General features: G+C 57.1%; 25 protein-coding genes. 10 read left to right on the forward strand and 15 right to left on the reverse strand.

What is annotated here, in order from left to right; genetic code table 11:
* Positions 1-56: 56 nt before the first annotated feature.
* Both fliP and ACQY4Z_RS20040 read right to left on the reverse strand, forming a co-directional pair.
* Positions 57-824, reverse strand: a complete 768-nt coding sequence (fliP, locus tag ACQY4Z_RS20035; RefSeq protein WP_428524233.1) for a flagellar type III secretion system pore protein FliP — start codon at positions 822-824, stop codon at positions 57-59.
* Positions 821-2,371, reverse strand: coding sequence for a hypothetical protein (locus ACQY4Z_RS20040; RefSeq protein WP_428524235.1), 1,551 nt, complete (start codon positions 2,369-2,371; stop codon positions 821-823). The genes fliP and ACQY4Z_RS20040 overlap by 4 nt, the downstream gene beginning before the upstream one ends.
* A 419-nt stretch (positions 2,372-2,790) precedes the next feature.
* Between ACQY4Z_RS20040 and flgB the strand changes: the two genes are divergently transcribed.
* From flgB to ACQY4Z_RS20080, 8 genes are all read left to right on the forward strand, one after another.
* Entirely contained in the window at positions 2,791-3,195 is a 405-nt protein-coding gene (gene flgB, locus ACQY4Z_RS20045; protein ID WP_428524237.1) for a flagellar basal body rod protein FlgB, read from the forward strand.
* Between the two features lie 32 nt (positions 3,196-3,227).
* A complete protein-coding gene (flgC, locus tag ACQY4Z_RS20050) occupies positions 3,228-3,638 on the forward strand; it encodes a flagellar basal body rod protein FlgC (protein WP_008193086.1) in 411 nt (136 codons plus the stop codon).
* Positions 3,639-3,685: 47 nt separating this feature from the next.
* On the forward strand, positions 3,686-4,000 hold the full coding sequence (locus tag ACQY4Z_RS20055) for a flagellar hook-basal body complex protein FliE (protein ID WP_428524239.1): 315 nt from the start codon (positions 3,686-3,688) through the stop codon (positions 3,998-4,000).
* Positions 4,001-4,048: 48 nt separating this feature from the next.
* A complete protein-coding gene (gene fliQ, locus ACQY4Z_RS20060) occupies positions 4,049-4,321 on the forward strand; it encodes a flagellar biosynthesis protein FliQ (RefSeq protein WP_428524241.1) in 273 nt (90 codons plus the stop codon).
* A 10-nt stretch (positions 4,322-4,331) separates the two neighbouring features.
* Positions 4,332-5,105, forward strand: coding sequence for a flagellar biosynthetic protein FliR (gene fliR / locus ACQY4Z_RS20065; RefSeq protein WP_428524243.1), 774 nt, complete (start codon positions 4,332-4,334; stop codon positions 5,103-5,105).
* A 9-nt stretch (positions 5,106-5,114) separates the two neighbouring features.
* Entirely contained in the window at positions 5,115-6,194 is a 1,080-nt protein-coding gene (gene flhB, locus ACQY4Z_RS20070; RefSeq protein WP_422022408.1) for a flagellar biosynthesis protein FlhB, read from the forward strand.
* A gap of 151 nt (positions 6,195-6,345) precedes the next feature.
* Positions 6,346-8,895, forward strand: a complete 2,550-nt coding sequence (gene cckA, locus ACQY4Z_RS20075; RefSeq protein WP_428524245.1) for a cell cycle histidine kinase CckA — start codon at positions 6,346-6,348, stop codon at positions 8,893-8,895.
* 54 nt (positions 8,896-8,949) lie between these two features.
* On the forward strand, positions 8,950-9,288 hold the full coding sequence (locus tag ACQY4Z_RS20080; RefSeq protein WP_428524247.1) for a cupin domain-containing protein: 339 nt from the start codon (positions 8,950-8,952) through the stop codon (positions 9,286-9,288).
* An 11-nt stretch (positions 9,289-9,299) separates the two neighbouring features.
* Here ACQY4Z_RS20080 and ACQY4Z_RS20085 read toward each other — a convergent pair whose 3' ends face one another.
* The 5 genes from ACQY4Z_RS20085 to ACQY4Z_RS20105 form a co-directional block, all read right to left on the reverse strand.
* On the reverse strand, positions 9,300-9,932 hold the full coding sequence (locus tag ACQY4Z_RS20085; protein ID WP_428524249.1) for a lysophospholipid acyltransferase family protein: 633 nt from the start codon (positions 9,930-9,932) through the stop codon (positions 9,300-9,302).
* A gap of 6 nt (positions 9,933-9,938) precedes the next feature.
* Entirely contained in the window at positions 9,939-10,865 is a 927-nt protein-coding gene (locus ACQY4Z_RS20090) for a phosphatidate cytidylyltransferase (protein WP_428524251.1), read from the reverse strand.
* A complete protein-coding gene (locus ACQY4Z_RS20095) occupies positions 10,862-11,473 on the reverse strand; it encodes a CDP-alcohol phosphatidyltransferase family protein (protein ID WP_428524253.1) in 612 nt (203 codons plus the stop codon). The genes ACQY4Z_RS20090 and ACQY4Z_RS20095 overlap by 4 nt, the downstream gene beginning before the upstream one ends.
* Positions 11,474-11,558: 85 nt before the next feature.
* The gene (locus tag ACQY4Z_RS20100) at positions 11,559-12,344 is read right to left on the reverse strand and encodes a TSUP family transporter (protein WP_428524255.1); all 786 of its coding nucleotides are present in this window, start codon (positions 12,342-12,344) and stop codon (positions 11,559-11,561) included.
* A 105-nt stretch (positions 12,345-12,449) separates the two neighbouring features.
* Positions 12,450-13,046 (reverse strand): TetR/AcrR family transcriptional regulator, encoded by a 597-nt coding sequence (locus ACQY4Z_RS20105; protein ID WP_428524257.1) that lies wholly within the window; start codon positions 13,044-13,046, stop codon positions 12,450-12,452.
* 120 nt (positions 13,047-13,166) lie between these two features.
* Here ACQY4Z_RS20105 and ACQY4Z_RS20110 point away from each other — a divergent pair, with 120 nt between their 5' ends.
* Positions 13,167-13,595 carry a VOC family protein gene (locus ACQY4Z_RS20110; RefSeq protein WP_428524259.1) on the forward strand — a complete coding sequence of 143 codons (429 nt, stop codon included), beginning with the start codon at positions 13,167-13,169 and terminating at the stop codon, positions 13,593-13,595.
* 48 nt (positions 13,596-13,643) lie between these two features.
* Here ACQY4Z_RS20110 and ACQY4Z_RS20115 read toward each other — a convergent pair whose 3' ends face one another.
* From ACQY4Z_RS20115 to ACQY4Z_RS20150, 8 genes are all read right to left on the reverse strand, one after another.
* Complete coding sequence (locus tag ACQY4Z_RS20115; protein WP_428524261.1) at positions 13,644-14,381, reverse strand: SDR family NAD(P)-dependent oxidoreductase; 738 nt, start codon at positions 14,379-14,381, stop codon at positions 13,644-13,646.
* Between the two features lie 145 nt (positions 14,382-14,526).
* A complete protein-coding gene (locus tag ACQY4Z_RS20120) occupies positions 14,527-15,021 on the reverse strand; it encodes a hypothetical protein (protein ID WP_428524263.1) in 495 nt (164 codons plus the stop codon).
* A 121-nt stretch (positions 15,022-15,142) separates the two neighbouring features.
* A complete protein-coding gene (locus ACQY4Z_RS20125; protein WP_428524265.1) occupies positions 15,143-16,624 on the reverse strand; it encodes a hypothetical protein in 1,482 nt (493 codons plus the stop codon).
* Between the two features lie 37 nt (positions 16,625-16,661).
* Positions 16,662-17,588, reverse strand: coding sequence for a DUF6384 family protein (locus tag ACQY4Z_RS20130; protein WP_428524267.1), 927 nt, complete (start codon positions 17,586-17,588; stop codon positions 16,662-16,664).
* Positions 17,589-17,654: 66 nt separating this feature from the next.
* Entirely contained in the window at positions 17,655-18,860 is a 1,206-nt protein-coding gene (locus ACQY4Z_RS20135; RefSeq protein WP_133946616.1) for a cell surface protein, read from the reverse strand.
* Positions 18,861-19,072: 212 nt separating this feature from the next.
* A complete protein-coding gene (locus ACQY4Z_RS20140; protein ID WP_428524269.1) occupies positions 19,073-20,170 on the reverse strand; it encodes a hypothetical protein in 1,098 nt (365 codons plus the stop codon).
* 136 nt (positions 20,171-20,306) lie between these two features.
* Positions 20,307-21,245 carry a pseudouridine-5'-phosphate glycosidase gene (locus ACQY4Z_RS20145; RefSeq protein ID WP_428524271.1) on the reverse strand — a complete coding sequence of 313 codons (939 nt, stop codon included), beginning with the start codon at positions 21,243-21,245 and terminating at the stop codon, positions 20,307-20,309.
* 100 nt (positions 21,246-21,345) lie between these two features.
* Complete coding sequence (locus ACQY4Z_RS20150; RefSeq protein WP_428524273.1) at positions 21,346-22,284, reverse strand: PfkB family carbohydrate kinase; 939 nt, start codon at positions 22,282-22,284, stop codon at positions 21,346-21,348.
* 326 nt (positions 22,285-22,610) lie between these two features.
* Between ACQY4Z_RS20150 and recA the strand changes: the two genes are divergently transcribed.
* Positions 22,611-23,678, forward strand: coding sequence for a recombinase RecA (gene recA / locus ACQY4Z_RS20155; protein ID WP_133946627.1), 1,068 nt, complete (start codon positions 22,611-22,613; stop codon positions 23,676-23,678).
* Positions 23,679-23,965 lie beyond the last annotated feature (287 nt).

Consider the following 23,965-nt stretch of genomic DNA (forward strand, 5'->3'; position numbering starts at 1 on the left):
AAAACGAGAAGTCCAGGCTTCTTGTTAGTGAGAATCGGGTTCTCGCCTATAGGTCGCTATCCGCCCCCGAAGCTTTTGACCAGCGATCCTGCGACGAGATTCCAGCCGTCTACCAGAACAAAGAAAATCAGTTTGAACGGCAGCGAGATAACAACTGGCGGCAGCATCATCATGCCCATCGACATGAGGACGGATGCGATCACCAGATCGATGATCAGGAACGGCAGGTAAAGCAGGAAACCAATCTCGAACGCCCGCCTGAGTTCTGAAATCATGAAGGCCGGGATGAGAACCGCCATCTCAAGCTCTTCAGGTGTTTCGGGCGCGTCCCGACCGGACAGTTCCTGAAACAGCATCAGGTCCTTTTCCCGCACCTGCGACAGCATGAAGGTTCGGAAGGGCTCAGATGCGCGCTCATAGGCCTGGTTGATTTCAATGTCGCCATCAATCAAGGGCTGGACCCCAGCATCGTAGGCCGCCTGAAGGGTCGGCATCATGATGAAGGCAGACAGAAACAGGGCAAGGCTCACCATCACCATATTTGGCGGTGCGGTCTGCAGTCCGATCGCGGACCGCAGAAGAGACAGAACGACTACAATCCGGGTAAAACTTGTGACCATCACCAGTATGGATGGCGCCAGAGACAACACCGTTAAGAGGATCACGAGTTGAACGGCGCGTTCGGTCAGACTTGCATCATCACCGAACCCAACGGTGATTTCCTGAGCATATGCAGGCACTGCGAGTGCAATGGTGCCAACTGCAAACGCAAGGCTTGCTGTTAGAAACTTAAGCCAGTGGATGCGGCAAATGCGGCCCGTCATTGTTTTGGCTGTCCACCCAATTCATCCAGAATTTTCGCCATCTCTGCTTCAATCGGATTGCGGTCTCCAATGCCTTGGTCTTGCGAGGCTTGGGCCGAAGTGTTTTTGCCGATCTCTTTCATATCGTGACCGGTCTGGGAGGCGTTTTCTGCCACCTTGTCCGGTGCGCTCACGTGGTGTGCGTCTTGTTTCTCGTTCGGTTTACCGGTCTCGACAACACTGTCGGCGGACTTTTCCTCAGTTGGCTCTGATGCCGTGGCGGCCGCTGGTTGGTTTTCAGCGTTTGTTTTGTCAGTGGCCGGTTCGTCGAACAGCTCCTTCTCAATGCTTTCGGCCATGATGTTGGTCAGATCAGCTTTCTCTGCTGAAGGAGTGGTATCATCCGGCTTCTTTGGCGTGTCTGGAGAGAGGCCTGCAGGTTCTGTGGAAGCGGAATCTTCTGGTTTTTCTGCTGGTCGGCTTTCGGTTTTGACGGTCTCTTGAGTTGGCGTTTCAGCGCTGGTTTTGGGTGCCAGAACGGGTTCAACCCTATTCTGCGATGTGTCTGTTTCCACCGGTGCAACCAATGCCGTTTTGGCCCGGGCGGCCGGTCCTGAAGCCGGTGGCGATATTTTTGCGGCCCCATAGGACGGCCGGTCCTTTGGAGAGAATGGCCGTGCCAATGAACTCAAAGAGTTGCTGAGCCGGGAAGCCGGTTTTGGGGCCTCATCCTTGGTCGCAGACAAAACAGGGGCAGTACTGTCCGTTGCAGTTTCTGTCGAAGGGGCAGTTGAAGCGGAAAGGGGTGGGGCCTTGTCGCTCGGCGCTGGGGGCGGCGGTGCAACGGTTGCCGCCGCTGTCTGCGTTTTTGCCGGATCCGTTGATGTTGTGGAACCTGAAGATCGAATGCTCACCGGTTGAATGTTTTGGTTTTGGCTGATTGAGCCCATAGAGGGGCGCGTGCTTCCAGCTAAGGTCTGGGGTTTTGCGGGTGCTGTGGCTGGGGAGGGCTGTGCCATCTGGCGCGGTGGGGCGGCAGACCCAGCTTGTGGTTTGGGAGCGCTTTCTGCCGGGGTGGCGAGTGTCACTGGCGCTGCCGGTTGTACCGATGCCTTGAGCTCAGGCGCCTGATGAGGGTGCTGTCCAGCTACACTGTCTTCTGGCGTCAGTGGGATATCGGGGCCAGGTGCGAGCGGTGCTTTGACACCGCCGGATTGCGGCGTTGAGGGGTAGGTACCGCCTCGGGTTTGTCCAGTGGTAAGGGGAGCGTTGCGGGTGATGTTTTGCTCAACCACGACATCCGTCGGGCCGCCAACCAAGATCAGGTGCTCAATATTGTCCCGGCGCACCAGCAACAGCCTCCGGCGGTTGTCGATCGCAGCGCTGTCCATAAGCCCGATACGGGGTTGGCGGCCGCGCGACTGTGTGATCCGCCCCCCCATCAGCCGTTTGATGATGAATATGAACAATCCAAACAGGGCCAGAACCACCGCCAGAGAGATGACCAGCGCCAGCCCTTGCGCCACGCTTTCCCCGACCTGAAATGTGTCTTGAATCCAGTTGTACATCTTTACCTCTTGCCGTCTCCTGGCGCCCAAACCGGGAGACAGCGTTTACTGTTGAATGTGTTCCTGATGACGGCTTTTGGCGTTTATCCCCAGTAATTCCGAATGTCTCCGCACCGTTGCGTGCGTATTCAAATCGACTGCAAAAGCCTGCTGTTTTCGTTCAGTGCCGCACCTGTTCCGGCTGCTGATGGCAATTTCTGCCGCTTGATGCCCTGTATCGAATCTCTCTTAGTCTCAAAGTTAACAGAGCTAGGCAGAATTTGCCTGTCACTGGGGGCGGTAATTCGCGAAATGCACGGAAATCATGCGGTGCTCAGGTTAAAGATTAACGCCGCAGGCCGTTCTGTTAAGAATAGTTAACCACTCGTTAACCATTTCGGCGGCAATGTTTGCCTGTTGGTTAACAGAAAGTGAATCGGATGGCTTTTACGGACCTGCCTCTGTTCCAGGCACTGAAGTCCAAGATGCAATGGCACCAAACGCGCCAGGGGGTCTTGGCTGAGAACATTGCGAACTCGGATACGCCTGAATTCGAAGCGCGCGATGTCAAAGCTTACTCGTTTAATGATCACATAGGGCGTGAGGCTTTCGGCCTGACAACGGAACGCACCTCCGTTGCCCACATATCCGGAATGATCGGATCGGGTATCGGTGGCAAGGCCGAGCGCCGCGACAGCTTTGAGATCACACCCAGCGGCAATGCGGTCAACCTGGAAGAGCAGATGATGAAAATCACGCAGAACCAGATGGACTTCCAGGCAGCGACCACCCTTTACACCAAGGGGCTTGGGTTGATCCGCACTGCACTTTCGAAGACCGCGTAACAGAACGGCAATGCAATGAGGAGTGACATCCTATGGATCTGATGAAGTCCCTGTTCATCTCCGCTTCCGGCCTGAAGGCGCAGAACGGACGGATGCGGGTGATTGCTGAAAACATCGCCAACGCAAACTCGACCGCCCGGACGCCGGACGAAGAGCCGTACCGGCGGAAAATTCCGACCTTTCAGTCCGAATTCGACAAGCAACTTGGCGCTGACAAGGTGGAGCTCGGACGGATTGTTGAAGACAAGTCTGCTTTCAAGTCGACCCATATGCCCGGGCATCCGGCGGCGGATGAAAACGGTTACGTCTTACAGCCGAACGTCAGCACTCTGGTTGAATCCGCCGATATGCGCGAAGCGCAGCGCTCCTATGAAGCCAACCTCAATGTCATCGAAACCACCCGCAAAATGCTGCAGCGGACGATCGATATATTGCGGGCGTGAGGCCATTCGCGCCTTCGCCTGAAGCAGCCGGATTAAGGAAGTAACCCATGTCGACGATGTCCATTGCCAACAATGCCTACCAACTGGCTGCACAGCTTCAGCAGCAGGCGAAAGCGATCGAAGACCCGGCACCTGTACGCGAGCAGGTTGATTTTGGGCAGATGGTGCAGAGCGCGGTCGAAAATGTCGTGGATCAGGGCCGAGTGGCAGACACCAAGGCAGTGGGCTTGATTGAGGGCAAGGCTGATGTGGTCGATGTTGTGACAGCCGTTGCCGAAGCTGAGGTTACTCTGGAGACCATGGTAGCGGTCCGCGACCGGGTGATCTCGGCCTATGAAGAAATCATGCGGATGCCGATCTGATCGGTTTTTTCGCGTTGTTTGAAAACGCAGCAGTGCGGAGGTGGTGTGATGACCGGTCCTGAAGTGCTTGACCTGGCCCGGTCTGCCGTGTGGGCGATGATCCTGATTGCCGGGCCAACCATGGTGATCGGTCTTCTTGTCGGTGTGATCATTGCGCTGTTTCAAGCATTGACGCAGATCCAGGAAATGACGCTGGTGTTCGTGCCGAAGATCCTCGCGATCTTCGTAACGCTGCTGCTTTCCCTGCCGTTCATGAGTCAGGTCCTGGAAGGGTTTATGGCTCAAATCGCAGAGATGATCCTCACCACCGGTCCGGTTTGAGGCCTGAGGGATGACGATCGAGCTTGATTTTCTGCCAGACGTTGCTGCCGCATTCATGCTGATGTTTGCGCGTCTTGGCACGATGATCATGCTGCTTCCAGCTCTTGGAGAAAGCTCGATCCCGACCCGGTTTCGTCTAACCATCGCCCTTGCACTGACCTTGGTGCTCTACCCGGTCGGCTCCCAGCTCTACCCCGCGGACCTGGTATCGAACCCGGCACAGCTCGGTGTCCTCTTGATCAGCGAAATCATCATCGGGGTGGCCATCGGGCTTTGCGCAAAGTTGGTGACGTCTGCCGTGCAAATCGCTGGCGTGATCATGGCGAACCAGTCAGGGCTTGCCTTCGCGCTTGGTACGGACATCTCCAACGAGGGCCAGCAAGGCGCGCTTTACGGTAACTTTCTGGCGCTGGTCGGCATCACACTGATCTTCACCACAGACACGCATTTTCTGGTGATCGCTGCCCTTCACGACAGTTTCACTTTATTCCCACCTGGCAGTATGCCGCCGGTTGGAGACTTTTCTGAAAATTTCGCCGAGACGGTGGCGATGGTGTTCTCGATAGCGGTGCGTATGAGTGCGCCGTTTCTAGTCGTTGGTCTGGTGTTTTATTTCGGCCTTGGCTTGCTGAACAAGCTGATGCCGCAAATGCAGATCTTCTTCATTGCCATGCCCGTGAACATTGCGATCGGGTTCTTCCTTCTCATGGTGCTCATGAGCTCGCTGATGATGTTCTATCTGGATCATGTGCAGCAGGCTCTGGGCAAGTTTATAGCGGGGTAACGGTGCGTTATGGCTGACGAAACCGACGACTCAGAAAAGACTGAGGACCCCACGCAGAAACGTCTCAAAGACGCGCATGACAAAGGGGACGTTCCGAAATCGCAAGAGGTCAGCACCTGGTTCACGCTTGCCGGTGCAACCCTGATGATTGCCATTATGGCGCCCGGGGCTGCGGCATCGCTGGGTAGTCTTTTGAAGGGCTATATTGAGCACGCTCACCAAATTCCGGTTGATGGCTATGCGCTCAAGGCCCTTTGGCGGGACACCGGACAATCGGTAGCGCTAATTGTCGGACTGCCGCTGCTAGCGCTGGTGATCATGGCGGTGTTCGGCAATTTGATCCAGCATCAGCCATTGCTGACTGCTGAGACCATCAAGCCCAAACTCTCCAAGGTCTCTCCGCTTTCTGGCTTCAAGCGACTGTTTTCCTCCGAAAGCCTGGTCAACTTCGCCAAGGGGATGGTGAAGATCCTGGTTGTTGGCGCGGTCATGGTGGCCGTGTTGTGGCCGCACCGGGACGAAGCTGAAATCATGATCTTCGCGGATGAGATGATCATCCTTGAAGAAGCCCGCATTCTGATCCTTCAGGTTCTGGCCGCAATCCTTGCCGTGATGACAGTCGTTGCCGCTGCGGATTTCGTCTACCAAAAGAACAAGTGGTTCAACAAACAGAAGATGAGCCTCAAAGAGGTCAAGGAAGAATTCAAGCAGACAGAAGGTGACCCCCACGTCAAAGGCAAGATCCGGCAATTGCGCATGGAGCGCTCCCGCAAACGCATGATGTCTGCGGTGCCGGCAGCAACGGTCGTTGTCACCAACCCGACGCACTATGCCGTCGCCCTTCAGTATGAAGAGGGGATGGGCGCGCCGCTCTGTGTAGCCAAGGGAACGGATGCACTGGCCTTGCGGATCCGGGACGTGGCCAAGGAACACGAGGTTCCGGTCATCGAGAATCCACCGCTCGCCCGCGCGCTTTATGCCAGCGTTGAGATCGAACAGGAAGTGCCGGAAGAACACTTCAAAGCCGTTGCAGAGGTCATCGGTTTCGTCTTCAGAATGCGCAAACGGGCCGCCTGGCGGGCCAATTGATTACGGTAAAAAGTAACGATATCGCAGGGAATGCGGATTAACGGGTGAATTTCAACAGGACTGAGCGCTTGCTCTGTTGAAATTACCGGCCAACAACAGAATGCTGAAATCCGGCCTAAACTAAGCGAATCGGGCCGAGGAGACGGATTGTATGAGTGACCTTGACGGAGCGCCAGGCGGGCCGATGATCAATCGGCCGGAGCGATCCGGAAACATAGGGTTGTTGATCGGGCTCGCGCTTGTGCTTGCCGGGGCTGCGGCTGCCTTTGCGGTCATGGACCGGGCCGTTGCACAGCCGTTCATTCTGGCTTTGCTCGGAATTCTCGCTGTTGTCGGCGTTTTCTGCCTGTTTGCCGGTGCGATTGGGTTTCTGCGCCTTTCCGCAAGGCCTGGTGAAGCCAATCCGCTTGCCTCTGCATTTGTCGATACGCTGGAAGACGGTGCGCTCATTACCGACATCGATGGCCGTCTGGTCTACGCCAACAAGGCTTACGCTGAGCTTACAGGCGCGGAAACCGCTGCCGATATTCGCGTCGTTGAACGCGTGTTTTCCTCTGATCCCGACGCGACCGATGCCATTTTCCGTCTGTCTCAGGCGATGCGCGATGGCCGCAAGGCGCAGGAAGAGATCCGTATGCCGTTCCCGCTTGGCCGGGCGGAGGGAAAAGCGCGCTGGTATCGTGTCTCTGTACGACCGCTCCAAGTGTCTGGCAACGCGTCCGGCAAGGTCATGGCGGTCTGGCAGTTGTCGGACATCACCCGGGATCGCGCTGAGCAGGAGAATTCCTTCCAGGAACTTCAGCGCGTTATCAATTTCCTCGATCATGCCCCGGCGGGGTTCCTGTCGTCAGACGCTCAGGGACGGATCGTATACCTCAACGCGACCCTCGCCGATTGGCTCGGTTATGACCTGGCGCAGTTTGACGCTGGGGATCTCGGGCTCTCCGATATTGTCCGCGGTGATGGCACCGAACTGATCCGCTCCGTGAAGGGACAGGCTGGTGAGGTCAAGAGCGAAACCTTTGATCTGGATTTCGTCACCCGCAATGGCCTCGGGCTTCCGGTTCGTTTGTTGCACCGGGTTCCCTTTGGCGAAAACGGCACCCAAGGCGACAGCCGCACCCTGGTTTTGAACCGGTCGCGAGGCGAGGAAGCCTCTGAAGCGCTGCGTGCTGCAGAAGTGCGTTTCGCCCGCTTCTTCAACAATACGCCGATTGCAATCGCCTCCCTTGACAAGGAAGGCCGGGTGCTGCGCACAAACGCGCCGTTCCTGAAATTGTTCGGTGCGGTCGATACGGACGATGAAGCGCCGAAACTTGAAGCCTATGTCGCGGACAATGGTCAGGAAGATCTCCGCAAGGCCTTGAGCGCCGCGGCGAACGGGATCAGCGAAATCGCGCCGATCGATATTCCGCTTGTCGAAGGCAATGACCCGCGCTCGGCAACATTTTACGTCTCCGCTGTTCAGGAAGGTGAGGGCGATGGCGAGGCCGCCATTGTCTATGCGCTGGAAACGACGCAGCAACGCGCCCTTGAGGCTCAGTTTGCGCAAAGCCAGAAGATGCAGGCGATCGGCCAGCTGGCCGGTGGTGTCGCGCACGATTTCAATAACGTTCTGACTGCGATCATCGGCTTTTCGGACCTGCTTCTGGCAAGCCATCGCCCAACCGATCCGTCCTTCCAGGACATCATGAACATCAAGCAGAACGCCAACCGCGCCGCCGGGCTTGTGCGGCAGCTGCTGGCATTCTCGCGCCGCCAGACCTTGCGTCCGCAGCAGCTTGAACTGAATGACGTTCTCGCTGATCTGTCGATCCTGCTTGACCGGTTGCTTGGCGAGAAGGTGGATCTGAAGGTCATCCACGGGCGGGATCTGTGGCCGGTCATGGCCGACCTCAACCAGCTGGAGCAGGTGATCGTCAACTTGGCCGTGAATGCTGGGGATGCGATGCCGGATGGCGGCCGCCTGACGATATCCACGCGCAATGTCTCTGAATCTGAATCGACCCAATTTGAAAACACCCGCGGCATGCCGCCGGGTGAATACATGCTGGTCGAGGTGGAAGATACAGGTCACGGCATTCCGCCCGATGTGATGGAGAAGATCTTCGATCCGTTCTTCTCCACCAAAGAAGTCGGCAAAGGCACAGGGCTCGGCCTCTCGACCGTCTACGGGATCGTCAAGCAGACCGGCGGGTTCATCTTCTGCACCTCGGAAATTGATGCAGGCACAACCTTCCGCCTGTTCTTGCCGCGCTACATCCCGGCCGTTGTCGATGAGCCGAAGCAAGAGGCGAAGGAACCCGAGAAGGAAAAGGTCGCGGATCTAACCGGCTCCGCCTCGATCCTTCTCGTAGAGGACGAAGAGGCGGTAAGGGCGTTTGCTGCGCGCGCCTTGGCCTCCCGTGGCTACACGGTTCACGAGGCCGGCACCGGCATGGAAGCCCTTGAGGTGATGGAAGAGACGGGCGGCGATGTCGATCTCGTCGTTTCCGATGTGGTCATGCCGGAAATGGACGGCCCGTCACTGCTGGTCGAGCTGCGCAAGACACGTCCGGATCTGAAGATCATTTTTGTGTCCGGTTATGCGGAAGATGCGTTTGAGGAAAATCTGCCGGCCAACGAAAAGTTCTTCTTCCTGCCGAAGCCGTTTACGCTCAAACAGCTCGCCACAACCGTCAAGGATGTGCTGGACGGCTAGTCATGGCCCAGAGATCTGCGCTAGGTATGCCCTGTGCAGATAAAGGAGTAGCCCGTGGACCTGCCTGATTTCATCAAGTCTTTCCCCGCTTTGGATGTGCCGTTTCCTGAGGACGTTGTCTCTTCCTACGCGGTCCAGTCGGACCGGGGATTGGTGGTTTTCTTTGATTTCAAGAAGGACATGGTCCTGCCACCGCATTCTCATCTGGCGCAGTGGGGAACAGTGCTGTCCGGCGAGATCGAGTTCACCATCGGCGGAGAGACCCGGACCATGGGCCCCGGCGCAATCTATGATATTCCGGCAAATGTCGAGCATGGCGCGGTCATCAAGGCTGGCACCAAGGTGATTGATGTCTTTGAAGAGCCGTTCCGGTATCCCTTGCGGGGGAAGTGAACCCCAGGGAACTACTCCCAAGGCGCAAAGGTTTTTTCCGACGAAAGGTCGTTAAACCGGTCTTGCAGGGTGTTCATGAACTGAGTCCGGTCACCCGCCCAAGTGATTGGTTTGCCGACAAAAATATCGCAGAAAAACGGCACAAGCAAAAACGAACCCTTTGGCAGCGCCTTGCCAAGGCCGTGGGTGAACACCGGAACGACAGGGGCGCTGGGCGCGCGTTCGGCGAGATAGGAAATGCCCTTTTTCAGGCCGGTCATTTCTTCCGGTTGGCCTCGGGAGCCCTCCGGAAACAGGATCAACACCTGGCCTTTGTCCAGCGCCTGGTAACAGCCTTCCAGCGGATCAGAGGTCCGATCCGTGCCTTTCCGTTCGACCGGGATGATCCCGAGCACATGTTCTGAGAACCAAGCCTTCCAGGGCGAGGAAAAGAAATAGTCGGCGGCGGCAACCGGCTTGATGTCCTTCAGCTTTGACAGCGGCATCAAGGCCATCAGCACCATCGTGTCGAGATGACTGTTGTGATTGGCGACGATGATTGCCGGCCCTTCAGAGGGCAGCAGGTCTTTGCGCCTGACATTCAGCCCGAGCAGAAACAGCACTGCGATCTTGACGAAGATATAAAAGACCTTTTGCAGCATCATCCCGGCCTAATAATAAAAATAGCGGGTAAAGTGGAAAAACAGCGGGGCGGTGAAGGTCAGGCTGTCGATCCGGTCGAGAATACCGCCATGGCCGGGAATGAGGCTTCCGGTATCCTTAACACCGAGATCGCGCTTGAGCGCTGAGACGGTGACATCGCCGATAAACCCGGCCACGGGGATCAAGAGCCCGGCGGCTGCTGCATGTGCAAGGCTGAAGGGCGTCACCAAAGGCGCGGTTATAATGGCGAGCACAAAGGTCGTGCCGACACCACCTAGAAACCCTTCCCAGGTCTTGTTCGGGCTGACGCCCGGAATGATTTTTCGCCGTCCGAACATCTTGCCCCAGGTGTACTGGGCAACGTCATTGAACTGGGTCAGGAACACCAGGAACAAAAGCAGGCATGCACCGCCCGCCGAGTTGCCTTCGGTCGGCGGCAGGATCAAGAGGAAGGCCGCGTGGGAGATTGAAAACACGCAGAGCATCAGGCCCCAGTTGAGCGTGCCCACGGACTTCAGAAACCCTTCGGTCTGCTGGGAGAGCAAGCTGGCAAAGGGCAAGAACAGGAACATGTAGACCGGGATGAACACGGCAAACATCCCGTAGTAACTGTCATAGACCCAGAAATACTGAACCGGGATCGACAGATACGCCCAGAACAGCACCCGCCGGTCTGCGCGCCGGGTCGGGATCATCGAGAAATACTCTTTCAGCGCCAGGAAACTGATCAGGGCGAAAACGATGATCGAAATCGTGTTGGAGACGAGAAAGGCGACTGTGAAGATCGCCACCATTACCCACCAGCTTTGGGTGCGCTGAACCAGTTCTGAAAGATTTTTCTCCGAGCGTTTGGAGAGGATGTAAACGATGAGGCTAGCTGCGATCAGCAGCCCCCAGATGCCGATCAAGGCCCAGTGGATGGCTTGCAGGGTCATTGCGTCTCCAGTTCGCCCAGGGCGTTCTTGGCGCGGTTCCAGATGGTGACGGCGGATAGAAGAACGCCGAGACCCATCAGGATCGCAAAAAAGAGTTCCGCGGTCAGCCCAAAGGCCACCAGAACGCCGCACAGGCCGAAAAGGGCGGCCCGATCGCTCTTGCCGAACGGTCCGTCATACCGCCGGCTTGCCCCGATCTGGACGGCGATGACACCGGTCATCTCGCCGATGATCGCCAGGACCACCAATCCGACAACCAGTTCGCTCGGAAAAAACGGCAGTACTGCGAAGGGCAGGTAAAGAGCGGCATCGGACAGCACATCGCCGAGTTCATTCAGGATCGCGCCGAGATCCGATTTCTGGTCGTGTTCGCGGGCGAGCATGCCGTCAATGGCGTTCAAACCCATCCGGACAAACAGAATTACGGGCAACAGAATGAGCGGCCAAAAGGTGCCCGGAAATATCCAAAGCGCCAAACCCTCCGCAATCGAAAGCACCAGAGCCAACAGTGTCACCTGGTTCGCCGTCACACCAGCAGCGGCAAGCCTTTTACAGAGTGGACGGAGGAGATCCTGAAAGCGGGATTTGAGCTGATAAATGGTGGGCATGAATATCCAGCGCTTCGGAAAAGGATGGAGACACTATAACGGTAGTTGGGCCCGCGGTAACCTGTTCAGATCATTGATCGACAACTCACAACGCCAGCATGATGCGGACCGGATTTGCAGGATCAAGAAGCAGTTTGACGGCCATGGCGATGCACGAACACACCAGGAGTGGGCGGATGATCTTCGCGCCGTTCTTCATCGCAAGCTTGGACCCGGCCTGCGCGCCGAGAAACTGCCCCAGCCCCATCAGCAGGCCGATCTTCCAGAACACGGCTCCGCTCACCATGAACACGAGAAATCCGGCAAGGTTCGACGCAAAGTTCAGCACCTTCGTATGGGCCGTGGCTTTCAAGAGACCTGCGCCCATCAGGGCGACAAAGGCGAGCATGAAAAAGGATCCAGTGCCCGGGCCGAAGATGCCGTCGTAAAAACCGATTAACGGCACAAGGGTGGCGCCGAAGGCAAAGCTGGTCATCCGCGGCACCTGTTCAACGGCGCCGACATTGGGTTTCAGCGCGAAATAGACAGCAATCAGGATCAAGACGAGGGGCAAGGCTGTCTGGAGCACGTCTGTTGGCAGGATTGTGGCAACCAGCGCTCCACAGACCGCTCCCGCGGCCGACAATCCGGCCATCGGCAGAATGACTTTGTAATCAACAAGCCCTCGGCGGGAGTAGGCAAGGGTGGCGGAACCGGAGCCAAACAGCGCCTGCAGTTTGGCTGTTCCGAGCGTTTCCAGCGGTGGGAGCCCGGCCATGAGGAGGGCAGGAATGGCGATCAATCCGCCGCCGCCTGCAATGGAATCGATAAACCCGGCAATGAAAGCAGCCACGAACAACAGCAGCGGAATATCAAAAGCAACTTCGGCCAAATTGGACCCGATCTTTGGAAACTGGCGCGGACGGACAGAAACTGGCTGGTCGGACGCACTCGGAAGGTGGGGTCCTCTTAGTCCCGTTTTGTTTTGATTACCAGCTCACTTGGTTGCCAGGACACCGGCGAGAAGTGTCTTTGTCGCTGTTTCGTAAGCTGAACGGTCTGCGCCATTGGCGATTTCGAGTGCCGCCCGGTCGAAGGCGGCGGACAGGAGCTCGGCGAGCGGCTTCAGGGGAACGTCCTGCAAATACCCATGCGCCGCACTGTGTTGCAATCCTTCAAGAAGCGTTGCGCCGCCGGTTGTCCGGTCGATCTCGGCCATTTCTTCCAGGCCGAGCACCGTTGGACCTTCAAGAAGCAGGATCTTTGCCCGTCCAGGCACGGACAGGGCGGAAAAGTAGGCGCTGGCCCCGGCCATGAAGGCCTCCAGCGGAGACTGACTGGTGTTGGTGTCAGAGGCAATTTCAGCTGCGACCGCCTCAGCTTCCTGCTGCACCAGAGCGCGCATCAGGTCCGGCTTGTCCTCAAAATGATGATAGAGCGCCCCTCGGGTGACGTTGGCGCGTTTGACGATCTCCGGTGTCCCGGTCTCCGCATATCCCTTTTCAACAATGAGTGCACGGGCAGCGTCCAGAAGTGCTTTCCGGGTTTCAGCACGGCGCTCGGCCTGGGACCGGCGCGGTTTTTCATCTTGCATACATACAGCCTGTATGTTAATTAAAAATTACATACATACTGTATGTTTATTTGTTGTGGCTGAAAAGCCCCATCAGCTCAGTTGAGTTGATGCTCTGTGTTGGATTGCAGGAGACGCGTGATGAAATGCACCCAGTATTACCCTGTCCTTATGACCAAGGACGTGACCAAGACTGCCCGGTTTTATCAAGATCACTTTCGCTTCAAGGCCGTGTTTGAGGCGGATTGGTATGTACATCTGCAATCGATTGAAGACGAGGCCGTAAACCTCGCCATTCTCGATCAGAACCATGAAACCATCCCGGAAGTCCGCCGGGGGCAGGGCACGGGGGCGATGCTGTTGAACTTTGAGGTGGAAGATGTCGATCAGATCTATGAAGGCGCCAAGGACGCCGGACTGCCGATCCTGCAGGCGCTGAAGAACGAACCTTTTGGTCAGCGGCATTTCATCACCGAAGACCCGAACGGTGTCATGATCGATGTGATCAAACCGATCCCTCCGAGCCCGGAGTTTCTGAAACAATTCGCGCCCGAGGCCGTGCCGGCCTGAACCCTAAGTTTGGTAGCCGGCGCGAACGGCATCGTGTGTTCGGTTGATCTAACCTGACGCGGAATTGCCGAGGACGAGCGATTCCACTGAACAGATGCGGTCTTGTTCCAGGGCGAACAGGATCGCTTCCACGACATGCCGGGCGGACATTGTTCTGCCTGTGCCTGGAGAGGGGCGTTCGAACCAGGCGGAACTCCTGTATTCCAGATCGCTTTCAAAATCGGGCGGAAAGACGGACATGACCCGGATATGGGAGTGTGTTTGGCGAAGCCGGTTCATGAAGGCGGTCTGAGCGCTCTTGGTGGCATGGTAGGCAGCATTGGGTTCCGATTGACCCTCCAATGCCAAACCCGACTTTGACACAATGGTCAGGATGTCAGGCTCATCTGACATTTCCAGAAGCGGAAGGCAGTGTTTTGTCAGCAAGATCGTTCCAGTCACCGTAGAATTTGCGGCGGCGATCAAATGATCGTCGTCCGTCGATTCAAAGGATCCGGACAGCCACATGGCCGCACTATTGATCAGGATGTCGATCTTGGGCGTCCTGGCCCTCAGATCCGAGACAAACTGACGGATGCTGTGCGGATCGGCGATATCGCAGTTGTAGGCAGTGGCAGACGAGCCGGTGACATCTTTGATAAAGCGGCACGTGTCTTCGGCCTGTGTCTTGTCTCGTGCGGAAAGATGAACGTCTGCGCCACGGTCCGCCAAGGCTGCCGCGAGTGCCCGGCCGGTCGATCGGCCCGCACCGGTGATAACCACTGTCTTGCCATCTAGCGTGCCCATGTTTCATCCGCTCCTTGGCCTGTCACTGCAACCATCAATTCCTAGCGACAGGTAGGTATGAAGCACGATTAAACAAGAAAATACTTTTTATATTTCGAAGGTGCGCGAACGGGCGTGGGAAAACACGGCGTCAAACTGATGTGGTTTAAGATGCGACCGGCGGGCAGGAGCTGCTCTGTTCGGCACGGCTCTTCAGGCCTTGCAGGCTTTGCATGGTGTTCGGATTGCCCGGCAGAACGAAGCTCTGTTCCAGCGCCGTGCGGACGTTGTTGATCACGGCAAGATCCTGAACAATGAGCGTCTCACATGGGGTGCCTGTGAAGCGGAGCCGGATGCGGATAACCCGGTTGCCATTGTCCGAGGGACCAAACTGGCTGTCCAGTGCCGGGTTTTCGCCGGTGAGTTGGCGTTCCATGACGACCATATTCGGCTCATCCTGGATCACGATGGTGCCGCGTTCCTGGGCGCTTGAGACCAAAGCGGAGCGAACGGTCATCGGGTCGGCGGCGACCTTAACGCTTTGCGCGCCCTGCGGCACGGTCAGCTGCGGCTGGTTTCCAAGGGACGCTTGTTGGGTGTTGCTGGACTGGCACGCTGCAAGTGTGAGTGCACAAAGGCCTGCAAGAATGAGATGCCGCATGAGATCGCCTGAGCTTGTATGAATGTCTCTATCGGTTCGGTCTAAAACAGGTCTTTCGCCAGTGCAAGGAAGCTGCCGTATCGTAAGGGCCGGTTTCTGCACCAGTGTCACAAATATGACCCTAGAATGTGTCGCCGGTTTTGAAGCCACCACCGCCAAATCCGCCGCCGGTCTTGAAGCCGCCGCCACCAAACCCGTCATTCCCGCCCGGCATACCGGCGCCCGGCCCGCCAAACCCGCCGGGACCCGGAATGCCGCCGAAGCCGCCCATGGAGCGGGGAAGGCCTTTGCCCTTTGGAAATGCCACCCGGCGGCCCTTGGGACGGCGGCGCTTGTGGGACCGTTGTGCCCTATCCCAATACTCCGCGCCGGAAATCGCGCCCTTCACGAGTTCGCCGAGCAGCACCGTCGTCAAGCGATCATCGGAAAACGTTGTTTCCCAGCTGCCATATCCATTGGAGCGGAACCGTTTGACGACATCTGCAAGCTCGGCGCGGCGGCGGCCGATATCACGCTGCAGTTCCCGGTCCTGGCGGACCTCCCGGGCGACCTGCTCAATGCGGTCCTTGAAGTCCTCGATGCGTTGGACAATTTTCTCGTCTTCCGGAGACGGCGTTTCGATGGCCGCCCGCCACAGATCATTGAGCGCATCCATCTGCAGCGAAGACGCGAGGTGTTCTTCGGCCTTCTGGAAATCGTTGTCTTCGCCGCTTGCGAACTCTGCCAGGGCACCGGCGAGGGTCTCGATCCGCCGGTCCAATTGATCCAGCTCGCCATCGATGTCGTCGATCTCGCCGCTCAGCGTTTCAATACTTCCGACCAGATCCGTGCCTGCGGCATCGGTCATGGCGTTGCGGCTGAGCTCGGCTAGTTTCGCCTGTTCCTGGTCTGCGATCTCGGCGCAGCGTGCGGCATGTTTGGCCATGCGCTCAGGGATCCCGGTGAGCATCGCGTAGTTGGCTCTGGCGTCATTATACCCGATCAACCCGGCGACCCAGCGGTCCAGAGATCGGGTCAAACCGCGCTTGTCATAAGAGGGTGTCGCAAACCCCCGGTCCCAGAGGTAAAGAAACAGCGGATCAGCTTCGTAGGCTTTCCCTTTTTCGAGCCGGTCAGCCTCTGACGTTTGTGCTTTTTCAGCTGCCGCAGCTGCCGTTTCTTCAGCGCGCTCGACTGCAGCCTTCTGGCGTTGAAATGCGTCATCGCCTTCCAGGCGCGTGTCGACCGCCTCCAGAAGGTCGTCCATCTGGTTTTCGGCGGTATCCCGATCCGCATCCAACTGCTGGCGGCGAGCATGAAGCGTGCTGCGTTCGCTCTCGCACTGCCGCAGTTGGTCACTCAAGACCTTGTAGTCTGCCGTGCGTTTTTCCAGAAGCCGACGGGCTTCCCGCGCGGCGCTGTCCAGGCGGGTGTTGAGTGCGCCGGCCGCATCATTGTCCAGATGAAAGCGGGCAAGGTCCCGATAGGCTTCGGTTTGTCGCTCCTGCAGGTCGGTCAGCCCGCGGGTCGCGCGTTCGATCCGCTGGCTGAGCTCTGCCTCTTCGCGGCGGAGATCGCTGAGCGCCTGTTCAATGGTTCCAAGGGTCTGCCGGCCTGTCAGCATTGTCTGTTCCGCATGTCAGGAAATCGGCAAAGCAGTCTTACCATTCGGTGATCGCTCCGTTTTGCACGCCGCTGCGCCAGGTGATGTCCAGCTCACCGCGCTGCTTTTGGCCCAAGGTTCCTTTTTGGACGATGCCATCATCGACCTTGTCGCGCCGGACTGCATTGTAGATGGTATCGGATACCCGCTGTGCCCACTTGTTGACCCGAACCGTCTGGCCGTTTTCTTCCGAGACGATGTCGCGCTCCAAGATGTTGCCGTCCGGATCGACCGCTTCAACCACGATATAGTGATTTTCCGCGTTCTGATTGGCGTCAGGGATTCGGGTAATGCCGGTTGGTACGCCTTCCCTTGAAATGATCTGGACGTCAAAGACTTCGGCAAGACGGCTGGCCAAATCCCTGAGGTCAGCCTCCGCCTTGAAGGCCGCATCGGTCTTGCCGTCTGCAAGCGCGATGGTTCCATCGTCCACAAGGCGCTGGGCATCGGCCTCGATTGCAGTGTTTCCGGTCAGGTCATCGATGCGTTGAAACAGTTCGGAATAGGTTTGCGGCATGTTTTCAAGCCGCTCAGCAAGGGCAGCTTCGGACCGCTGTGCCGGCAGCGTTACGAGCATGTACCACGCCGTGGTCGCGACGATGAGAACAGCGGCCAGTCCGGCCAGCCATTTGGACCAGATCGAGCGCGTGATGTAGACCATGGCCAGCGTGCGCTGAAAGCCGGCGGCCGGCGGACTGTAGACAAACCGGTCCCGCTTGAGGTCTTCAACACCGGCTTTCAGAATATGGTCCGGGACATCGATCCCTTGCGCGGCATAGACCTTGCGCAGCCGCTCCACCATGGCGGTATCGCGTTCGTCGGCTTTAAGTTCGCGCGCGACCTGGCCTTCTTCGTGGCGGAGCGTGTCCACCACGTCCATCGCCATCATCAGATCATCGAGCGGCGTGTCGGGCTGTGCAGCCATAGACTTGGGTCTTCCCAAATTGCCGGAGCCGGGCAGACCCGGCTCCCAGTAGGTCTTAGTCCGAAGTTAGAGCCCTTGGCCTTCGGCCGTCAACTTGGCAAGGCGGCGCTTGCCGTCCTCGACTGCGTTGCGGATCTCTTCGGAGTTCTTGGTCGACATATCCCGCATTTCTGAAATGATTTCACGGGACTGGACCTGAAAGTTTACAACGGAATCAACAAGTTTCTTTACTGATGCGGCCGCAACAGTCGGACCATAACCGGCCTTGAGTGCCTCTTTCTGGACGGCGTCACCGATCTCTGCCAGCGTCTCCAGGCTCTTGTTGATGCCGTCCTTCATGGCGTTGAGCGTTTCGGTGGATTCATGCAGGCCTTGCAGACCTGTGAAGGAGGCATTGAGTGCGGTCAGAACAGACTCGTTCGTCGAGAAGAAGCTGACCGACTGGGCGTATACTCGCTCCTTGGCGTTGGTGGTCTGGACGAGCCGCGCCATGATCACTTCGGACGTGTTGTAGCCAACGGTCAGGTTGTCTGAGAGATCCTTTGCGATCTGGTACCGCTTTTCCTCGTCCTGCATCTCGCGCAGCCGTTCGTCGCGAGCCAGTTCAAGGCGGGCCTTTTGGGCAGCATCATCGCCAGCGTAGGCCTCAACTTCTGCCGAGGCTCCTTCAAGTGCTGACTTCGCTGCATCCAGCTTGGCGGTGGCCATGTTCAGCAGCTCGAGCGCCGTGACTTCAGCTTGTTTCAGGGCACCCCGGAAGTCCCGATAGGCTTCGAGGATTGTCTGTTCCCGTTCAATCTGGTCCTTGGTCGCCTTGGCAACATCCTTGTAGGTGGTGCGGATGTCGGTGAAGCGGTCGGAAATAGTGCCGCGGCGCATATCCCGCCACTTGTTTGAGAGATTCTCGGTGAAGGAGATCTTGCCGTCTGCGAGCTGGTCCACCAAAGTCTTGGCGTCGTCCCGGATCGAATTGAACGCGTCGGTGATTTCTTCATACCGCTCACCAATGTCCATCTGCTGGACCTGATTGCGGACCACTTCATTGAAGTTCGAAGCCTGGCCTAGCGTGCGGGAAATGATCAGCACCTTGTCCGGAGACAGATCCGAAATCTGTTCCAAAAGGGCGTTGATCGGCGCGTCCGCTTCTGTTTCCGGCGTGATGCCGATGTCGCGCAGCGTTGTCAAAGCGCGGTCGAGGTATTGAAGGGGCGAAAATCCACCGGCCGGAGCTGGGGTTTGAACAGCTGTTCCTTGGGAGTTTTCTTCAACCATTTAAAACACCTCGATACCTGTTTGCTTATGTTTAACCGCACCAGTTTTGCGCGGTCTGAATGACTACAGCGCTTCACATAGGACTGCCAACGGGCATGTTGTCAATGAAAACCCATCCCGTTAGGTCACTTAGCCTTACAGCCATGAGATGACAGTCTTTTTGCATTACGGGTCAGCCCTGCTTGGCTTTTGAGCGGACCTTGGACATAAGATCATCGGCGCCGCAATACGAGGGTCATCGTGAGTGTTTCGGATGCATACCGGCCGGGCTCGGCTCGGTAAAGTTCTTCGAAGCGCTTGAAAAACGTTGCAGTCAAGGCATCCGCCTCATCAACGGTTTTTGCCGATTTTTCAAACAGGTGTAGGCGGAGTGATGATTCTCCAAAGCCTCTGACATACCCGGTGTAGAGCTCAGCGTATCTTTCAGGGTCCGCCAGCCAGTCTTGATAAGCGTCTTGCGGGTTGATTGCAGCGTCGGTGACGGAGGCCTCAATCACTTCGAACGCAGCTTCCAGATCCTCGTTTTGAATGAGCGGACCAACTGCGTCGCTGACAGAGGGAAACCAGAGCGGAAATATGAACCGGTCAAGAGTCTCTTTGGATAAGAGCCCATCGGTGACCATCGTCGCGGCGACCTTGTGAATGGCCCGGTAAAGGTGGCGGGCTGATCCGCGGATGCCATTGATCTCTTCAAGGTCCGGCGTGCTTCCAAGGGTTGAGACGATCAAATAGCCGCCGGGCGCAAGTTCGATTGCCCGGCTTCTCAAGAATGTGGTCCAGTCGGTTCTTGCGAGATCTTCGTAGGCCGCCCGGGCCTCGCCCTCAAGGTCGGCATACCAGACCGTGCCGGGCGAAGAGATCAGCAGGGGGTGCGACAGCCAATGGCTGGCCACAAAACAGGTCGCCAACGAGACCGAGTCCGGGGCTGCCATGACGTCATAAAAGGATCCGATCGAGGCCTCTGTCCGGATATTTTTGTCTTGTAAATATCCGGCCCCTGAGAATACGAGACCAAGCAAGCCGTTCCAGTCATTGTGTGGTTGATCGCCGTGGCAGATGGCGATGCGGCCGTTTGGAGAAAGGGGACGGTAGGCCGCGATAGAAGGTTTGACTGCCTCTATTGCCGTATGACCCGGGCCGCAGCCGAGATCGAGATGCCGGAACTCCGTTTTCTGCGGACCGATGTCCCGAACAGCTCTTTCTATCCAGTCTGCTCTACTTTTGACCAGATTGCTCTGCATGTAGGAGTTCCGGTCATAATCGACCATATGCTCGGTCGCGGTGTCTGGGCCGGTCTTCTCATCTGTCATGCCATTGCCTTTCGTGAAAAATGGCAGATGAGATCAGTGAAACTCAATCAAGTCAGGGCATCAAGAGGTGCTGTTTGCAGACACGCTTTTTGGGCCATTGTGCCGGTTTCAGCGCGGACTGGCAGCTCCTCAATCGTTAATCCAGTTCAGCGGCAATTCTTGCAGCGAGACGCGCATTGTTGCGCACCAACGCAATGTTGGTGTCGAGGCTGCGGCCATTGGTGAGCTCAAGGATGTTACCGAGGACGAACGGTGTCACGTCCTTGCCGGTCACATTCTGCTCAGCTGCTGTCTTGATGGCCGCGTCGATGAAACCTGACATTTCATTGCGGGGAATTTCATCCGTCTCCGGGACCGGGTTGGTGATCAGAACACCGCCATGATCTAAAAAGTTCTCCCGCACCTTCAAAAGCGCACCGATCTCGTTTGGCGTATCAAGACGGTAGGGAGCGCTGAGGCCGCTTTCGCGGGACCAGAAGGCCGGCAATTCGTCAGTCCCGTAGGCAACGACCGGAACGCCTTTTGTTTCCAGAACCTCAAGGGTTTTCGGAATGTCCAAAAGCGCCTTGGCGCCAGCACATACGACACAGACAGGCGTGCGTGCGAGTTCATCGAGGTCCGCCGAGATATCGAAGCTTTGCTCTGCGCCCTTGTGCACACCGCCGATGCCGCCTGTTGCGAAGACTTTGATGCCAGCTGCGTGCGCCGCCATCATCGTCGCGGCCACCGTTGTTGCGCCGTAGCGGCCTGTGGCAAGTGCAAAAGTGAGATCCGCCCGTGAGCACTTCATGACATCTTCGGCTTGGGCAAGCCGGTCGAGATCCGCATCGGACAGGCCGACATGGATCTTTCCGTCCATGATGGCAATCGTTGCAGGAACAGAACCGTTTTCCCGAATATCAGCTTCGACCTGCCGGGCTGTTTCCACGTTCCGCGGAAACGGCATGCCGTGAGTGATGATGGTCGATTCCAGCGCAACGAGCGGCTTGTTGGCGGCGAGCGCATCACGGACTTCGTCGCTGTAGACGATCAGGCTTTTCAAAGCGGCGGGTTGGGCGGTTTGTGTCACAAGCAAAAGCCTTTTAGATGTGTGGCAGGTCGGCCGGAGCCGTGAGAATTTTGCGCCTTATAGACATTGGAATCGAAGCCGCCAAGTGTGGCATTTGTCCATCTGGTCAAATTTCCTGCGAGGTTACCAAGGCGTCCCACGATAATCCCTCTGCCAGGGCTCCGGTGCTTTTCAGCGTGATGGCGGCGGCCCGAAGCCCGAGCGGCACGGCATCGCTCAAAGGATACCCCCGGCTGAGGCCGGCAATCGTGCCAGCGGTCAAAGCATCTCCGGCGCCGGTTACGTCAACGATTTGAGTTGCAAGCGTCTCATGAGCGGTGATTGCCTCTTCGTTGAGGACAAGCACATCGGATTTACCATTGGTCAGGACCACGCGCTTAGCGCCGAGGCGTTGAAGGTTGCGGAGCAAGTCTTCGCTCGATGTCTCTGGGGTTTTGCCGGTCATGGCGAGCGCTTCGCCGCGATTGAGCATCAGGCAATGGAGTTTCGAAAGAAACGGCAGCAGCCGGGAGGCTTTGGCATTGGAAACGGCGTTTGCGATCAACCTGCCTTCAGGTGCTTGATCGGCAACACCCTTCAGAAGCTCATCCGGCAGGTTTGCGTCGATAAACCACAGCCCGGTTTTCAAGGACGCCGAGAGTGCCTGGAAGATCGGGTCAAAGGCATCGGCAGGGGCTTCGCTCAGCACCCGATCATCCACGCTTGCAGCCGCGAGCGACCCGTCCGGATTGTGAAAGGCAATGTATTGACCCGTCGAAAATCCGGCACGTTCCAGAGTGAAAAGCTCGATCCCATCGGCGGTCAGTTGTTCCGATAGGCTCGCACCCGCGCCATCGGCTCCAATTGCCCCGGCGAGCCCGGTCGGAATGTCCAGCCGAACAAGTGTCCGTGCAATGTTGGTTGCAACTCCGCCGGGCTTTGCTGTCAGCTTCGCCGGAGTTGACGTTTCCGGACGATAAATCTCGCTGCCATGGGCAAGCGTATCATAGTGGATCGCGCCGACACACAAGACCGGTAGGGGAGAGGAAGGGGACACGTTTGTCATCATTACATCGATAGAGGAGTGGGAGTGCCATTTCAGCTTGGACGTCCCTGTAGAAAATTTGAAGACCGGCGGGCTAGCAGATCGCGTCTTTGTTCGCAACCAGCCGGCCGCTCTGTGATTCTCTCAAGATACCCGGTCTCAGAATGTTCCAAATTTAACTTACCTAGCGTTATTCTTTAAGTGTCGATGTGAGAACATATTGGAAACAAACGGCAAAATCCAATTATATACCAATCGGTTTTGGCGTCTTGAAAAATGAGAACAAAATAGGTACAAAGGAGCGGATTGAAACAGCGCGTCCATCATGGAATAAGGAGCGTTCAGCCATGTCGCAAAGTACACTTCGTCTCGTAGAAAGCAGCCAGATGGACAAGACAAAAGCGCTCGACGCAGCGCTCAGCCAGATCGAACGGGCCTTTGGCAAAGGCTCCATCATGCGAATGGGCCAGGGGCAGGCCGTGGAGGTACAATCCGTCTCCACAGGCTCGCTTGGTCTGGACATCGCCCTTGGTATTGGCGGCCTGCCGAAAGGCCGGATTGTCGAGATCTACGGACCGGAATCCTCTGGTAAGACAACACTGGCTCTGCACACGGTGGCCGAGGCACAGAAGACCGGCGGCATTTGTGCCTTCGTCGATGCCGAGCACGCGCTTGACCCGATTTATGCCCGCAAGCTGGGTGTTGATATCGACAACCTGCTCATTTCCCAGCCAGATGCCGGGGAACAGGCTCTGGAAATCGCCGATACGCTTGTCCGGTCTGGTGCGATTGATGTGCTGGTCATCGATTCGGTCGCTGCGCTGACACCCAAAGCCGAGCTTGAAGGTGAGATGGGGGACAGCCTGCCGGGGATGCAGGCGCGTCTCATGAGCCAGGCCTTGCGGAAACTGACGGCGTCGATCTCCAAGTCGAACTGCATGGTGATCTTCATCAACCAGATCCGCATGAAGATTGGTGTCATGTTCGGTTCTCCGGAAACCACCACGGGCGGCAACGCCTTGAAGTTCTACGCATCGGTCCGTCTGGACATTCGCCGCATCGGCGCGATTAAGGATCGGGACGAGGTTGTCGGCAACCAGACCCGCGTTAAAGTGGTCAAAAACAAGCTTGCCCCGCCATTCCGTCAGGTCGAGTTTGACATCATCTATGGCGAAGGCGTTTCCAAGATGGGCGAGTTGATCGACCTTGGCGTCAAGGGCGGCATTGTCGAAAAGTCCGGCGCCTGGTTCTCCTATAACAGCCAACGGCTCGGTCAGGGTCGGGAAAACTCGAAGCAGTTCTTGCGCGACAATAAAGAGATCGCTGACGAGATCGAATTGGCCATCCGCCAGAACGCTGGTCTCATTGCCGAGGCCATCATCGATCCGGCAGGCGGTGAAGAAGACGACGATTAGGTTCGTGCATGCTGATACCGGAACCCTTCGCTTGTTGAAGCGATAGCCCGGTGTTCTAAGAAGATATAAAGCCCTCCCTGAGTTAATCAGGGAGGGCTTTTTGTCGAGCAGGCGTACCTGCGTGATTGCGTCTTCAGACTGCACCCAAAAGTTCGATCCGGACCGCAGAAACTCAGGCTGAGACCGCTGGACACACCGTGTGCCGAAAGTTAAAAGGCTGTTCCGGTGCGCTGGGAGTTTCTCTGCAACGCACCTTTGTCGATGTTTCTTTAGGACCCGGACGCGGG

The sequence above is a fragment of the Roseibium sp. genome, assembly GCF_965276855.1.
Taxonomy (GTDB): domain Bacteria; phylum Pseudomonadota; class Alphaproteobacteria; order Rhizobiales; family Stappiaceae; genus Roseibium.